Below are 15,889 nucleotides of genomic sequence, written 5' to 3'. Positions count from 1 at the left end.
TTCTTTTTAAAAATCAAATAAATCTAAGCTATTAGGATTTCTTCGATTGTCCCAAAAAGAAAGAATACGAATAATATTGTTTTCTACTCTGTAAAAAATAGAGTAATTATAAAATACTAAAACAGAACGGACATCTTCATATCCTTCTTCTATAGGCCAGATGTATGGATTATCAATAAGAGATTTAACTACTTTTTGTGCCTCTGTATTCAGTTTTACTGAATAAGTATTACTTTTGTTCCGTTTTTTCCAATAAACAAGAATTTCTTTCAGCTCCTCCTTTGCTTTAGGAGTCCAAACTACGACCATAATATCGCATTCATTTCTTGTTCTACATCTTCTTGAGGAATATGTAACCCTGCCTTATCTTCCTCCAAACCTTTTTGTATACTATACTTTTTCGCTTCTTTTTGTTGTTTAAGAAGGAGGTCGTCTTCAGTTAAGATATTATCTATAAGCTCTGCGTCCATAGTTTTTTATGTTTTTACGTTGCAAAAATACTAAATAAAAACCAATTAACAATGAATAAAGGACAATTTTAATCACTAATCATTAACCATTAATCACTGCCTCTCTACTGATGCACTTGCACTTGTGGGAATGGTATCTCTATACCAGCTTCGTCGAAGCGGTTTTTGATAGTCTCTAAAGTACGGAATATACACCCTGCGTGCTCGGAAGTCAAGCACCAATAGCGCAGTGAAAGGTTCACCGAACTATCAGCCAATTCCTCTACATATACCACAGGCTCAGGGTCAGGCAAGGCTTTGGGCTCTTCTTTGGCAATTTGCAAGAGCACTTCGCGAGCTTTTTGAATATCCGAACTGTAACCTATGCCTACTAATACGTACACCCTGCGCTTCTCTTCCCTACTGTAATTGATAATGCTATTGCTAAAAAGTTGGGTATTGGGGATAATCGCCTGCTCGTTGTTGGCTTTGTTAAGAGTTGTAGCAAAGAGTCCAATGTTTTTTACTGTCCCCTTTTCGCCATTACCTTCAATGGTATCGCCTACGCGGAAAGGTTTAAAGATAAGAATCATTATCCCGCTCGCAAAGTTGGATAGCGACCCCTGTAAGGCTAACCCCACTGCTACAAAACCACTGGTAATAATCGCGATAAACTGAGTCGCAGGCAAACCTATTACTTGCACGATAGTAAGGAACAGAGCAATATAGAGTATCCACCGTACTACTTGCAAGAGGAATCCCTGCAAAGCCACGTCTACTCCACGGCGTACCATCAAGCCTTTAAGGAGTTTTGCAATAAACCGAATAATGTATCGCCCTATAAAATAAAGCGCAATTGCCCACAATAGTGTAGGCGCAAATTTAATAAGTCCGGTAATCCACTCTTTAATGAGTCCTTCAAAATCCGCAGTCGAAAAATCATTCATTTTTGTTTGTTTTATTTTTTAGTTTCTAAATCTCACCAGCCCCTCTTCTCTCTGTCCTCTCTCGTCTGACCAGTCTTCATTTGCTAAATCCTAAATATGCCAATTACTCACCTCCACATATCCAACTGTGAGCTCTCGAAGGCTTTGGTTCGCATCTTTCTTTTTTAGCTATTGATGCGCAAAAATACAAACTAATTTCCAATCGCCAAAATTCCCTACAACTCTCTTTTGATGTTTTTCGTTTCTCTCCGATAATTCAGGAACTCTTCAACCCTCTCCGAAAACTCCGACCCAACTTTCTTGTCATTTCACAAGGCGTAGCCTTGATTTTGTTTGATTTTTGTTTAATTTCTGAGGCACAGCCTCATTCCTCTAATTCAAACTCGCACCCCATTTTCTAATTCCCTCATTTTCTAATTCCCTCATTTTCTAATTCCCTCATTTTCTCATTTGCTAATTTTCTCATTTGCTAATTTTCTAATTTCCAAGTTTGCTAATTAGAAAGTTCGTATTTTCGGGTTATATTTTTTAATGATTTGCAAGAGATAAGACAACGCCTCGCGCGACATTGTAATCCTTGTGACTTTAGGCGATTTGATTTTTACATATAAACCATTTTTGCCATAACCCCAATCTATATCTGTGATTTTAGCAGGGTCAATTTCACGAATTGTATAGAAAATAAAGAAGTACAGTTGCTTGTTACACAACACAAACGGCGGATTGTAGCGAGTGAGAACAAATAGACTATCTTTTACTTTTAACAGCAAGTCGAAATCACTATCGCTCATTTGTTCCACCAGCATACGCAGGGCTTTTTCATTGCGTTTGAACACGTAAGAAAGGAGGTAATAAGCTAAAAAACCAATCAAGAATATTATCAAAGGTTCTACTATCATTTCATTGAGGTATAATACATACCATTTAGCTGTACTCTCTTGAAACATCAATATAAAGTAGATGATTGAAGGAGCGACAAATATTACAAAGAAGATACCTACAAACCAGAAACGGAACTTTCGCGCCCCTTTCAAATAATCCTCCCGCTTTTGTGACAGCTGGTGCTGAGGGCGATAAAGTGCCAAGCGCTCTTCAAAGGCGTTTTTGCGTACCATCACAAAGTACATAATAACCCCGAGAATGGGGAGCATCAAGAGAAAAATATAAAACGGAAAGAGAAAAAGTGTATCCATAATTTTGGCTGAAAACTCAAAATAAAAAAGTCGTTAATCACTAATTGACTAACGACTTTTTTCTACATCACAATATTGATAATCCTATTAGGCACTACAATTACCTTTTTAGGAGTATTGCCTTGTAGCTGTTCTGCGGTTTGAGGATCGGAGAGAATGGCTTGCTCTATCTCTGCCACACTCATACTGGTAGCATAAGCGCGTTTGAAGCGTACTTTGCCGTTGAACGATACGGGATACTCCTTGCTGTCCTCTTGCAAATACTTATCCTCGTGTACGGGATAAGGTGCATAAGTTACGCTTTCAGTATTTCCAAGCCTTTTCCAGAGCTCTTCGGCGATATGTGGAGCGAAAGGAGCTACCAGCACCGCAAGAGGTATTAAAACGTCTCTATGGTGGCATTTTAGCGATGATAACTCATTCACGCATATCATAAACTGACTCACCGAGGTATTGAAGGAGAAATTCTCAATATCTTCATTTACCTTTTTGATGGTTTTATGCAGAACTTTGAGCATCTCGGGCGTAGGAGCTTCGTCGGTTACTTGCCAGTCGTTATCTTTGAAATACAAACGCCATAGCTTGCGCAAGAAGTTATACACCCCCGAAATACCTGCCGTGTTCCAAGGTTTGGCTTGTTCCAAAGGTCCTAAGAACATTTCGTAGAGGCGCAGAGTATCCGCACCATATTGCTCGCAAATATCATCGGGATTTACTACGTTGTATTTAGATTTCGACATTTTTTCGACCTCGCGACCTGTGATATACTTGCCGTCTTCTTCTAAAATAAACTCGGCATTAGCAAATTCTTTACGCCACGTCTTGAATTTCTCGATGTCTAACTCATCCGAAGTATCTTTTAATAAAGAAACATCAACGTGAATAGGTTGTACCGATTGCCCTTTTACTTGATTTTTAGATACAAAAGTATTGGTACCTTCTAATCGATACGCAAAGGCACTCATTCCCAATATCATCCCTTGATTGATGAGTTTCTTAAATGGTTCTTCAGTAGGGGCAAAACCACGGTCTTTGAGGAATTTGTTCCAGAAACGTGAGTACAAGAGGTGCCCTGTGGCGTGTTCACTACCCCCTACATATAGGTCTACGTTTTGCCAATAGTCTACTACGGATTTGGTAGGGAAGGTTCCACGTGCGTCTTTTTCCATCATATACTCTAACCAATACCACGAAGAGCCCGCCCAACCTGGCATAGTGTTCAATTCTAATGGGAATATCGTTTGATTATTAATAAGGTCATTGCTCACTACCTTATGGTTTATGGTATCCCACGCCCAAGTAGTCGCATTGCCCAACGGTGGGTTGCCCTCTTCGGTAGGGAGGTATTTCTCTACTTCGGGTAGAAGAATAGGGAGGTACTCCTCGCCTATCATCTGTGGCAAGCCGTTTTCATAGTATACAGGGAAAGGTTCGCCCCAATAACGCTGACGTGAGAATACAGCATCACGGAGACGGTAATTCACTTTGGCTTTACCTGCTCCTTTGGCTTCTAAGGCTACTAACACTTTGGCAACGGCTTCACCAAAGTTAGTGCAACCATTCAGGAAATCCGAATTTTGGTAAGTCATTCCCTCTTTGTCGGTAAAGGCGTTTTCCGAAATATCTTTATCGAAAATGTTAATCACATCGGGCATTCCTTTGACACCCTTGAAGTGTTTGGCAAAGGCATAATCGCGGTCGTCGCCAGCAGGCACTGCCATTACAGCACCCGTACCATAGCTGGCAAGCACATAATCGCCTATCCAAATAGGAAGCTGCTTGCCGGTAAGTGGGTGCAGAGCATACGCCCCTGTGAAAACTCCTGATACGGTTTTGGTGTCTGCCATACGGTCGCGCTCCGAGCGTTTGGCAGTAGCTGCTATATAAGCCTCTACCTCAGCGCGTTGCTCCTTTGTAGTGATTTGCAATACTAAGGGGTGCTCAGGAGCCAAAGTAAGGTAAGTGACGCCGAAAAGGGTATCGGGGCGAGTGGTGAAGACCTCGACTTTGTGCTCGCCTCCGGCGAGCACAAAGTCGATAGATGCCCCTACTGATTTTCCTATCCAGTTGCGTTGGCTTTCTTTGATACTCTCACTCCAATCGATGGTGTCTAATCCTTGCAAGAGGCGTTCGGCATAGGCGGTGATGCGCATACTCCATTGGGTCATCTTCTTGCGAATCACAGGGTGACCACCACGTTCGGATACGCCATTGACAATTTCATCGTTGGCGAGTACAGTACCTAAGGCAGGGCACCAGTTTACTTCGGTTTCTGCCAAGTAGGTAAGTCGGTATTTTAGTAAATGACGTTGTTTGCTTTCAGCTGTCATTGCGTGCCATTGGGCAGCAGTGAAAGAGGGGGTATCGTCGTCGCAAGCAGCATTTACCTTGCTATTGCCTTCTGTTTCAAAGAGAGCGATAAGCGTTTCGATAGGCTCTGCCTTGTCGGTTGCGTTGTTATACCACGAGTTGAACAACTGTATGAATATCCACTGGGTATGACGATAGTAATCGGGGTCGGAGGTCTTTACTTCGCGACTCCAATCAAAAGAGAAGCCCATTTTATCTAATTGTTCGCGGTAACGGGCGATATTCTGTGCCGTAGTGAGGGCTGGATGTTGCCCTGTTTGGATAGCATACTGCTCGGCTGGCAGACCAAAACTATCATACCCCTGAGGGTGCAATACATTAAAGCCTTTGTGACGCTTGTAGCGCGCCACGATGTCGCTGGCGATATAGCCCAGCGGATGCCCTACGTGTAAGCCCGCTCCTGAGGGGTAAGGGAACATATCAAGCACATAGTACTTGGGTTTGGTACTGTTGTTTTGGGCTTTGAAAGTTTGGTGTTTAGCCCAATATTCTTGCCAAAAGGCTTCTATTTCTTTGTGATTATAGGTCATAGTGCGAGCCACAAGGGCTTTTTTGTTTTAATTAAACAATTCGGAATGTGTTCCTACTCTGTTTAGAGTGATTAGTTTTTCTTCTTCATATTGCTTCCAAATCAAGAGTAGGTCAGGTTCTATATGGCATTCCATACAACCTTTATAATTTCCTGTCAGCAAATGAGAATATCTATCAAAAGGAATTCCTTCACTTCCTTTTTCCATTAAGATTTGTACTATCTTCTCTATTTTGTCAAACTTCTTTGGTTGTTTTTTGTATTTCTTCAATTCTTTTTTATAAATGGATGTAGGAATAATGGTGTACAAAAACTCTTGGCTTTCATCATCTTCATTCATCATCTTCGGATAATATGTCGTTAAACATTTCTTTAGCGTTCGTATAGCCTTTCACAAGTCCTTTTTTGTATTTTTCTACTAATATATCGCCTTCTTCAATAGCTTCAATAGTTTTTTTATTAGGTACATACTCTTCAGTAGGTTCGGATATGTGCACGGGTTTTACTATTACATTGTATTTCTTGAAGAGAGATTCAAAAATAGGCATATCAACTTCAGGAATGCTTACATTGTAATTCATCATTTTGTAATTTGTAGTTCTCATATTTCTTCTATTTTTGTGCAAAGGTATGAAGTAATTAGCAAATGAGCAAATTTAGGGATTGGCAAATGCTGAGAAGTAAGAAAATAGAAATCTTTGCCAAGATTATAAAACCTTGACAAAGATGAAGAAAGTTTATGTTTTTCGATTAACTTATGTTTCTAAAAACGTGGGAGTTTTTCAGGGATAATGTGTGCTGTGTCGTACCCTGCAAAGTGTTTTAGGTAGTTTTGCAACGTAGTACCATTGCCATCGGCAAAGGCATAGCGTCCTTTTTTCTTCAAATATTTTTTTACTGATTGCGCTCCGACTAAGTGAGCTGCGGCTAATATGCCTGATTCGGTAATTTCTATACCGTTAATTTTAGTGCCTACGTATTGCTTGATTTCATTGCGCAAATACCATTTGTTGCGCTGAAGACTAAGGGTAAAAAGTCTTTCTTGTTGTTCGGGAGAATTGAGGAATTGCTGAGCGTCTTTTACTCCGTAGAACTGCAAAGCTGATTTTCCGAATTGATATTTCCCCATATAGCCAAACCTATTCACTATAAAATAATTGCCTCGTGACTCGCGGTAGGCTAAGGCTTCTTTAAAGCCTATAAAACTTTTTCCTACTTGTGGTGGATTTAAGGAAAACAGATTGGGTTCGCTTGTTATTTCTTTTGGCATAGCGGTAACCAAACGAGGTATATCTACTACGAAGCTGGGCGGTACTACGGTAGTTCTCTCTTCATCACTTTTTACAGTAAAACCCAACATAAAAAATACGGCCATCATCACGGCACAATAATACCTCTTTTTTATATTTTTCATAAAAATTGTTTTCTTTAAGACTTACATCTGTTCTTCATAAGAAGTACACCTGCTTAAAATTATTTCGGGGGCAAAATTACAAAAAAAATGCCAAATGCAACTATTTTAGGTTATAAATTTATCGATAGTGCTATAAGAGTTCTTGATAGCTACCTTCTAAACATTAGTATTTACAGGGGTCGTAACACGACGGGCGGGGGAATAATTAGAGAATGAGGAATTGAGAGAATGAGGTGCGAGCCACACGGGCGAGAGAAATGAGAGAATGAGAAAATTAGGAAATTAGAAAATGGGGTGCGAGTTTAAATTAGAGGAATGAGGCTGTGCCTCAGAAATTAAACAAAAATAAAACAAAATTAAGGCTACGCCTTGTGAACCAGCAGAGGGATTGTTAGTTTATTCAACTTTGCCCAAGTTTGAAACTTTGGCAAAGTTTGAGATGGAAAAGCGATGTGTTGGGACTGTTAGGAGGATTCGGAAGATATCGGAGAGATTCGGAAGAGGGGAGGGAGGATTTTTGGTGAAAAAAGGGTGTAAGGAGGGTGGGGTTAGCTTATAGAGAGCTTATAGGAAGCTTATACGAATCTTGGACGATTGGTATAGAAAGGGTATGTAAAAAATTGATTCATAATATAATACAACAGGGGTAAAAATGTTAAAAACGGGGTTTCGAGGCGAAAGAAAGAGGAAGAGGCACTAGGCCTTAGGCAATAGGCACTAGGGGGGAGTATGATGGAAAAGAGAAGGGATAATTAGGGAATTGGCAAATTAGAAAATTAGTAAATGGGGACGTGTGAGGTCTTAGGTCATAGGCAATAAGGGAAAAGTGTAATAGAAACCTCCCTCTTTACACATACCCAGCTGTCGCTGGCTACCTTCAAAAGGGGGAATGTGGCGACGGAAAGAAGAAGCTATCGGGGGAGGGTCGGAGAGACTCAAAAGGGGAGAACCAAAGACAAAGAGGGCTATATTAACTTTGCCAAAGGTCATAGTACGACAAGCAATTAGAAACTTTGGCAAAGTGTAGCGATGAGAGTGACAAAGTGTAGTGAAGCAAAGGTGGAGGTAAGATGGGGGAAGTTTATAAGAAAGAAAGTCTTTTATTTTGTCCACGAGAAAAGACGCATATCTCCTGCTTCTAAGGTGTATGTTTTAGAGGTTGTCCAATCGACGGGGAGCAAGCGGGCTTCTTTGCTTACTTCTTGTACTTCGGCAGTGGCTTTTATCTCTAAGGGCAACGTTTTGAGTGGACTGTGGTTTACAATCATCAAATAGTAGCGAGACCCGTTCTGCAAAAGCGAAACAGTTGCTCCTATATCGCCTGTTTTGAGGACGTCAAAGTTTTTGGGCAATACCAATCTTTTTGTACCTGCGGGAATGCTTTTGCCGGTATGCCATACGTTGAGCATCTTTGCTCCTACGAACACGCCGGAAAGTTTCTGTACTTCGGCATTGGTTTGCGCTAATCGGTAATAGGTAGCATTTTTAGAGCCGTCGGGCGCAATAGGCGCTTTGTAAGTTAGGTTATCAGGAGGGGTGGTATAGGTGAAGAACTGCATCAGTTGCGAACCATAGGCTAAGTTGGTGTACAGTTGCAAGCGGAGGTCGGCAAGAGTAGGTTCTGGGTATCCTCCTTCACCGAGAGAGTGGGACGATGATAGCACGAGCGTCCATAGAGGAATGCGTAATTCTTTGGCTTTTGCCGAGAAGACTTCTAAGTTTTTATACCACAATCCGTTTACGGTTCTCTCTTTTGCTCCTTTGTTCAGTACGATAGGGTAGAAGGTAGAAGAGAGCATTTGCAGAGGGAGGGTGCGGGTGGCTTTTTCAAGATAAGCATTGAAGGAGGCGCCTAATTGCTTTTCGGAAGTGTCTATTGAGAGGAAATTCACATAGCAGATACCTTTTTTGTCGATTTGCTGAAAGCGTTTCATCTTCGCAGCTATCTTATCTAAATCTTTCATTGAGGGTTCGTCTGCCATAAACCAGCCCGCCACAGCAGGGTGGTCTTTTAGGGCTTTAATGGTTGCTTCGGTATCGGTAGAGAGTTCTGAGCAACTTACAATACTCTTCATTTGTAGGTTTTGCATCTTATTCAAAGCCTCTTTCACTTGGGAAAGGGTGGAATAATAGGGGTACATATTGTAATTTAAGCCCGCTTGTTTCATCTCTTGATAGGCTTCAGTAGAGGATTGAGGAGAGAGTCCTATCCACGCCATCATTGGAAAGGGGGTGTTGCTGGAGATAAGAGAGCCATTATCTTCGCTGTTATTGTCTTTTTGGCAACCTGTGAAAAGGCATAAAGCGCTTAAAGTGATGTAAAAAAATCTTTTCATTTGGGTAATGTTTATGATTTTGATAGCGCAAAAATACAAAATAAATTGTAAAAAAGGTGACGATATGAAAGAAAATGATTACTTTTGTCGCAAGAGTAGTCGTAGCACGACAAGCAGTATGAGTCGCACAGGTGAAAAATTAGCAAAATTGTAAATAAGCAAATGAGTAAGTGTGAACCATATATGCAGTTTGAGCCACACAGGTATCCGTAGCACGGAAGGCGGAAGAAAAACGATTTGAGAACTAAGAACTCACGAGTGAAAATTAAAAACTAAATAATAGAACGATGAAAAGAACGATTTTAATGCTCCTTATTGCCTTTGGAGCACTCTCTTGTAGTAAAGAGGATATTAAGAGATTAGAAGGAAAGGTAGATGTTACCGTCTACGTAAAAGACAACAACGGTACGCCCTTAAAGAATTGGGAGGTATATGCTTACGATGAATGGGCGTGGGAACACAAAAGTGACTCGCACCCTACTTTTCACGCGAAGCGGTCGGCGACTGATGATGAGGGGATAGCCTCGTTTGTACTGAGTGTAGATGTGATTGATGAGCAAGAAGTGTATCAGTTTGTGGTGTATTACACTGAGGACAACGCAGGGAAGAAGAATCTTTCGGGCACTGAAATTACTAAGAACAGTTTGAAAACAGTGAAAACGGTTACCCTTAAAGCGAAAGAAAAATCAACAATTACAATTACGTTGTAGTAGTTATCGGACAGATTTGCCCCTTGAAACTTAAAAACGCTAAAACATTATGGATAAGAACAGTGTTTTACAGTACAAAAATCTGTTTGACGGCATTACTCATTATATAGAAAGTGAAGATGCCAAAGAGAAAATAGAAGTGTGGTTTGCCCGTGAGTTACAAACCATATTGGGCTATGCCCGATGGGAGAACTTTTCGGTAGCGATACACCGAGCAGTTGCTTCGTGTAAGTCGCAACAAATCAATGTAGATGATCATTTTCGTGAGGTCACGAAAATGATCGAGATTGGTAAAGGAGGAAAGCGTGAAGTGGTAGATTTTATGCTTACTCGTTACGCCTGCTATCTCATTGCACAGAATGGCGACCCTAAAAAAGAGGAAGTAGCCTTTGCTCAGAGTTATTTTGCTGTACAAACCCGTAAGGCGGAACTCATAGAAGAACGGCTCAATTTACTCTCTCGTTTAGAAACACGCGACAAACTCAGAAGTGCTGAAAAACAACTTTCACAGAATATTTATGAGCGTGGCGTTGATGATAAAGGCTTTGCGCGTATCCGCTCCAAAGGTGATACCGCTCTTTTTGGCGGACATACTACTGAGGATATGAAGTTGCGGTTAGGAATAAAAGCCAACCGACCTTTGGCAGATTTCTTACCAACCCTTACCATTGCCGCTAAGAACCTCGCTACCGAAATGACCAATTACAATGTTGAGAATAACGATTTGCACGGCGAACCTGCTATCACACACGAGCACGTACAAAATAACCAAACTGTCCGACAAATGTTAGGACAGCGTGGTATCAAACCAGAGGAATTACCTCCTGCCGAAGATATTAAGAAATTAGAGCGCAAAGTAGCGCGTGATGAAAAAATGATAGCTGAACACTCTCAAAAATTACCTAAAATATGACCCTAACACTAACCTAAAATGTATATAACTGGGTTCGCACCTAACGCCTAAAAAAAATAACGATGAAATATATTTTAATAACTTTGTTACTATGTGCGCCTTCTGTATACGCACAAAATCCCTTAAAAGGTGAATGGATAACCGCTTCTCTGTTCGGTAACTTCAAAGAGGAATATCAAAACCTGCTTGTGCTTACTCGAAAAGGACGTGAAAGAGTTGGTTATGCAACGGTATTTGAAAAGGACGACAAAAATCAATATAAATCATTTTACTTCGCCCCTTGTGGCAACGATTGTTTCAAATCTATATCAGGAACATTTGAGCTTATAGCTCCCTCGTATGTACGCCTGAATGCCCTAAAATTTGAACAAAGAGGTTTTTGTGAAAAGAAAAACGAAACGTTGCATAACGATACCGCCGTTTATTACATATACAAAGTCTCAAATAAGAAAATCTTCTTAGTGAAAAGCACTTCAAGAAATGAAAAAGAGGACAAAGAAAAGGCTAAAAACTATCTGTTGGTAACCGGTATAAAGGACAATGTAGTGTATAAACAAAAAACAAAAATGAAGGTGGAAGCTAAGGAAACAGGAGCATTACCTGCGCAAGTAGAGAAATATGCTACCAATATACTTCAGTTGAAAGAATTCAAGATACTTGTTTATAACCAATTAAGAGGGATAGCGGCTTGGGTGTTTGCTGTAAAAGACCTCACCACAGGAGCTATAACCTATGTAATACAAGAAAATTATATTGATATAAAAGATAAAGAAGTCGCTCGCTTTTTTGACTGTAGCGAAGCTGAAATGAAAAAGTTCAGACAGTAAAAATAACCTCCCCTAATCCCTAACCACTAAAAACCTAACACAAAAAAATGCTAAGATTCACCGCTCTTACTACCGCACAAAACCGTAAACCGGTGGTGGTACCCGAAAATGGCAAACGCTCCGAACTGTTTGCCCAAAATGTATTCAACGAAGAGGCTATGCGCCAACTGATGACCCGCGATGCCTTTGCCGCTGTAATGAACGCCATTCACAATGGCACTAAAATAGACCGCCGTGTAGCCGACCAAGTGGCTACTGCTATGCGTGATTGGGCAATCTCCAAAGGCGCTACCCACTATACCCACTGGTTCCAACCTCTTACAGGGGGCACTGCCGAAAAACACGACGCTTTCTTTGAGCCCGTTACCCGCGACCGCGCTATCGAACGTTTTGGAGGCGGACAGCTCGTACAACAAGAGTCTGATGCTTCCAGCTTCCCCAATGGCGGTATCCGCAATACTTTTGAGGCGCGAGGCTACACCGCTTGGGATCCTTCTTCACCGCCTTTTGTCTACGGCACCGTGCTTTGTATCCCTACAATATTCATCGCCTATACCGGCGAGGCATTAGACAATAAAACGCCACTGCTCAAAGCCCTTAGCGCTATCGACCAAGCAGCTACCGAGGTTGCACGCTATTTCGACAAAAATGTGAGCAAAGTAACCACTACCTTAGGCTGTGAACAAGAGTACTTCCTCATCGATAAAGCCCTTGCCAATACCCGCCCCGATTTGATGATTACCGGTCGCACCCTCTTAGGTCATCAAGCGGCGAAAGGACAACAGCTGGACGACCATTATTTAGGGGCAATTCCGAGCCGTGTGTTGGCTTTTATGCGCGATTTGGAACAAGAGTGCCTATTGCTCGGTATCCCCGTAAAAACGCGGCATAATGAGGTCGCACCTAACCAGTTTGAGTTAGCGCCTATTTTTGAAGAAGCCAACCTTGCTGTCGATCAAAACTCTTTGCTGATGGACGTGATGCGCAAGGTAGCCGAACGTCATAGCTTTGTAATCCTATTCCACGAAAAGCCCTTTGCAGGGGTGAATGGGTCGGGTAAACATAACAACTGGTCGCTTGTTACCGATACAGGCGTAAACCTCTTAGCGCCAAGCAAAACACCTATCAAGAACCTGCAATTCCTCACTTTCTTCATCTGCACTATCAAGGCAGTATGTGAATATGAACCTTTGTTAAGAGCCTCAGTGGCATCGGCGACTAACGATTACCGATTAGGTGCCAATGAAGCACCCCCTGCCATTGTATCGGTGTTTATAGGCGAACAACTCACCCAAGTGTTAAACGCCTTAGAAGTATCTTCTGATAACCTATCTCCCGAAGAAAAAACCGACCTTAAACTGAACGTAGTAGGCAAAATACCCGACCTCTTCCTCGACACTACCGACCGCAATCGCACCTCTCCTTTCGCCTTTACGGGCAACAAGTTCGAGTTTCGCGCGGTGGGCTCTAAAGCCAACTGTGGTAAGCCTACAATGGTGCTCTGTACTATCGTAGCCCAACAGCTCACCGAGTTTAAGAAAGCAGTTGATGCGCTTATAGAAGGGGGCAAGAAGAAAGAAGATGCTATCTTTAAAGTATTGCGACGCTACATCAAGGAAAGTAAGAAAATACGCTTTGAAGGCGACGGTTATAGCAAAGAATGGGAAGAAGAGGCTGTCCGCCGTGGTTTGAGCAATCATAAAACTACTCCTGAGGCTCTCAAAGAAAACATCAGTGAGAAGGCTGTGGCTTTGTTTGAAAGTACAGATGTACTGAGCAAAGTAGAGCTTTTGGCGCGGTATGAAATTGCCTTAGAAGAATATGTAAAAACCGTGCAGATAGAATCGCGTGTGCTGGGCGATATAGCACTGAACCACGTGGTACCAACAGCAGTGCGCTACCAAAACACGCTTATTGAGAACGTGAAAGGCTTAAAAGAAATATTTGGCGATAGCTATCAAGAAGTAGCTGCCGAGCAAATGGAGCTTATACGCCATATATCGGAGCATATCAAGGTTATCCACAGTCAGGTGGAGGCAATGGTAGAGGCGCGCAAGCACGCTAATCACTTACCCGATTTTGAAGCCAAAGCCGATGCTTATTGCACGCAAGTAAAACCTTTCTTTGAGGTAATACGCTACCATTGCGATAAACTCGAACTTATGGTAGACGACGAGCTTTGGACACTGACGAAATACCGTGAACTGTTTTTTAATTAAGTGCGAGCCGCACGGGCAATAAATCAATCGGCTTTATCAGCCGAGTTGGGTTTGTCAGGCAAAACCGATTTTTTCGTAATTCGTAATTGAAATCTTAGACTTTGATAAAGTAAATTAATACAAAATGAGCCAATGTGCATACCTGCACATTGGCTCATTTTTATAATTGCTAATTTGCTAAATTATTCAATAATAGCAGTAATTTCATCTTTCCAAGTACTCCAGTTAGGAGCATTCTTGTAATCGTTTACTCTTCTTGAAGGTACATAAATATTTCTTCTTATTGATGATCCACTAAAAAAAGCACTATCTCTTTTCAAAGTAGGTACTTCTAAAAAAGCTTTAACTGTAATATTACTTAACACAAAACAACCTGAAAAAGCTCTTGAACCTATTATACGTATGGTTTCAGGTAAGATAGCTTTTTCAGCTTTTTCACACGAAGCAAAAGCAGCTTCCCCTATTTCAATAAGCCCAGTGTTATCTAAATTAATTTGGGTAAGAGCTGTGCAGGTGTTAAATGCATTGTCACCTATTTTTTCTACCTTGCCAAACTGTACTTCTTTTAGTTTGTAACAACCCTTAAATAGAGAGTTTGCTATTTCTCTAGTGTTGGGTAGTTTTATCGAAGTTATATCGGTATTTTCAAAGGCAGCTTCCCCAAAAGTAATATTGGATGTGCTATTAAAAGTAACTGTACTAATAGAAGAGTTTATAAAAGCATAATCACCTATTTCTTTCAAGTTAACAGGCAGGTTTATACTTTGTAGTTTGGTGTTTCTAAAAGCATTTGCTTTAATAGTATTTACTTTTTGTAGTTTGCTATCGGCTTGCATATCTAGTGAAGTAGTACTAGTGTTAGTCCATTTCACAAGGGTCAAACCGTCAGCACTAAGTTCATAGTAGCTAGCAGGAATGTCGTTGTTTACAGGTTCCTCTGTTTTATCTTTGCTACAGCTTGCAAAAACAGTAGCAGCTAAGGTTAAAAATAAAAATTTTTTCATGGTGTTTTTTTTGATGTTTAGAGTGCAAAGCTACAAAATAATTATCAATAAACAATTAATTATAAAGATATTTTTTAGTATAACCAATCCAATATATCAAACAGGCAGGAGCTACAAGAAAAGCGCCAGAGGAGGTCGTAGCACGACGGGCGGGGAAAATGAGAAAATGAAGATTGTCAGTTTATTCAACATTGCTAAAGTTACAAACTAAGGTTGTAAGGAACATTTTTAACTATCTGAATAAGAATACATTTTTGAAGGATCTCCTCCGCAATGGATTACAATTTCTTTAATTATTTCATCTTGTAAACCATAACAAAATCGCCTTTTAGGGATTTTATAGCCTTTCAATCCTTCTTCTTTTATGTATGTCAATAGTAATATTGATGCTATTAATATTACATACATCATCACTTGTATGCCATTGAGATTTCTTGAAAAGAAATGTTTAAAGTTAAGCTCTTGCTTTATAAAACGAAAATACTGCTCTATCTTCCAACGATTCCTATAAATTCCGGCTATTTGCTCATCACTAAAATCATCGGTTAAGTTACTTAAAAACAGTATCTTCTCTTCTTTAATTTCTCCTCTCTTCTCATCCTTCTTTAGCAGTCTACCCTCTATCAAACGAAAGGTATTTTTTGTCTTCTTTTGACTTTTAGTGAAAAGATGTACTTTCTGACTGCTAATTAAGCGCAGATGCTCATCTTGCTCAGCTAATTTCTTTACTTGACTCCCTTCTGCTAAAATATACTTTGAGTCTTTGTAAATTCGGGTGACAAAATATTGAGTCTGCTCATCTGAAAGCTCATCCATTACCTTTCTGTCTTTCATTCCTCTGTCGAACACTGCTATATCTTTCTTATCAGCAGTATGTTCCTTGAGAATATCACCAAGTGCTAAATCTTCACTTATCATTTCTTGCTGGTGATGAATTTTACACTTGAATGGTAAGTTTGAAAATCCAATGGTGAATTT

General features: G+C 40.6%; 16 protein-coding genes. 4 read left to right on the top strand and 12 right to left on the bottom strand.

Annotated elements, in window-relative coordinates:
* Positions 1-6 precede the first annotated feature (6 nt).
* The 10 genes from ACSQ7D_RS07575 to ACSQ7D_RS07530 all read right to left on the bottom strand — a co-directional run bounded on the left by ACSQ7D_RS07575 (position 7) and on the right by ACSQ7D_RS07530 (position 9,238).
* Positions 7-309, bottom strand: coding sequence for a type II toxin-antitoxin system RelE/ParE family toxin (locus ACSQ7D_RS07575; RefSeq protein ID WP_314784667.1), 303 nt, complete (start codon positions 307-309; stop codon positions 7-9).
* A complete protein-coding gene (locus ACSQ7D_RS07570) occupies positions 300-470 on the bottom strand; it encodes a hypothetical protein (RefSeq protein WP_009418193.1) in 171 nt (56 codons plus the stop codon). Before ACSQ7D_RS07570 ends, ACSQ7D_RS07575 begins: the two co-directional genes overlap by 10 nt.
* A 104-nt stretch (positions 471-574) precedes the next feature.
* The gene (locus ACSQ7D_RS07565) at positions 575-1,396 is read right to left on the bottom strand and encodes a mechanosensitive ion channel family protein (RefSeq protein ID WP_002674535.1); all 822 of its coding nucleotides are present in this window, start codon (positions 1,394-1,396) and stop codon (positions 575-577) included.
* Between the two features lie 497 nt (positions 1,397-1,893).
* Entirely contained in the window at positions 1,894-2,589 is a 696-nt protein-coding gene (locus ACSQ7D_RS07560; RefSeq protein WP_437135814.1) for a hypothetical protein, read from the bottom strand.
* A 62-nt stretch (positions 2,590-2,651) separates the two neighbouring features.
* Entirely contained in the window at positions 2,652-5,489 is a 2,838-nt protein-coding gene (leuS, locus tag ACSQ7D_RS07555) for a leucine--tRNA ligase (RefSeq protein WP_437135864.1), read from the bottom strand.
* Between the two features lie 27 nt (positions 5,490-5,516).
* On the bottom strand, positions 5,517-5,828 hold the full coding sequence (locus ACSQ7D_RS07550) for a type II toxin-antitoxin system YafQ family toxin (RefSeq protein WP_437135863.1): 312 nt from the start codon (positions 5,826-5,828) through the stop codon (positions 5,517-5,519).
* Positions 5,821-6,093 carry a hypothetical protein gene (locus tag ACSQ7D_RS07545; RefSeq protein ID WP_034554399.1) on the bottom strand — a complete coding sequence of 91 codons (273 nt, stop codon included), beginning with the start codon at positions 6,091-6,093 and terminating at the stop codon, positions 5,821-5,823. The genes ACSQ7D_RS07550 and ACSQ7D_RS07545 overlap by 8 nt, the downstream gene beginning before the upstream one ends.
* 158 nt (positions 6,094-6,251) lie before the next feature.
* Entirely contained in the window at positions 6,252-6,902 is a 651-nt protein-coding gene (locus ACSQ7D_RS07540; protein WP_009411537.1) for a hypothetical protein, read from the bottom strand.
* Between the two features lie 801 nt (positions 6,903-7,703).
* A complete protein-coding gene (locus ACSQ7D_RS07535) occupies positions 7,704-7,892 on the bottom strand; it encodes a hypothetical protein (RefSeq protein WP_009418203.1) in 189 nt (62 codons plus the stop codon).
* A gap of 110 nt (positions 7,893-8,002) precedes the next feature.
* Positions 8,003-9,238, bottom strand: a complete 1,236-nt coding sequence (locus ACSQ7D_RS07530; protein ID WP_437135813.1) for a hypothetical protein — start codon at positions 9,236-9,238, stop codon at positions 8,003-8,005.
* Positions 9,239-9,525: 287 nt separating this feature from the next.
* Here ACSQ7D_RS07530 and ACSQ7D_RS07525 point away from each other — a divergent pair, with 287 nt between their 5' ends.
* From ACSQ7D_RS07525 to ACSQ7D_RS07510, 4 genes are all read left to right on the top strand, one after another.
* On the top strand, positions 9,526-9,948 hold the full coding sequence (locus tag ACSQ7D_RS07525) for a hypothetical protein (RefSeq protein ID WP_178977413.1): 423 nt from the start codon (positions 9,526-9,528) through the stop codon (positions 9,946-9,948).
* Positions 9,949-9,997: 49 nt separating this feature from the next.
* A complete protein-coding gene (gene dinD, locus ACSQ7D_RS07520; RefSeq protein WP_437135812.1) occupies positions 9,998-10,861 on the top strand; it encodes a DNA damage-inducible protein D in 864 nt (287 codons plus the stop codon).
* 62 nt (positions 10,862-10,923) lie between these two features.
* Complete coding sequence (locus ACSQ7D_RS07515; RefSeq protein ID WP_437135811.1) at positions 10,924-11,688, top strand: hypothetical protein; 765 nt, start codon at positions 10,924-10,926, stop codon at positions 11,686-11,688.
* A gap of 47 nt (positions 11,689-11,735) precedes the next feature.
* Complete coding sequence (locus ACSQ7D_RS07510) at positions 11,736-13,907, top strand: glutamine synthetase III family protein (protein ID WP_437135810.1); 2,172 nt, start codon at positions 11,736-11,738, stop codon at positions 13,905-13,907.
* 182 nt (positions 13,908-14,089) lie between these two features.
* On the opposite strand, the gene ACSQ7D_RS07505 is transcribed toward ACSQ7D_RS07510, so the two are convergent.
* Together ACSQ7D_RS07505 and ACSQ7D_RS07500 are read right to left on the bottom strand one after the other, a co-directional pair.
* Positions 14,090-14,911 carry a leucine-rich repeat domain-containing protein gene (locus tag ACSQ7D_RS07505; RefSeq protein ID WP_437135809.1) on the bottom strand — a complete coding sequence of 274 codons (822 nt, stop codon included), beginning with the start codon at positions 14,909-14,911 and terminating at the stop codon, positions 14,090-14,092.
* A 228-nt stretch (positions 14,912-15,139) separates the two neighbouring features.
* Positions 15,140-15,889: transposase (locus ACSQ7D_RS07500; protein WP_437135808.1), on the bottom strand; the 750-nt coding region annotated here is incomplete at its 5' end.

The organism is Capnocytophaga sp. G1920, from assembly GCF_051417515.1.
This window is presented reverse-complemented; position numbering and strand designations above follow the sequence as displayed.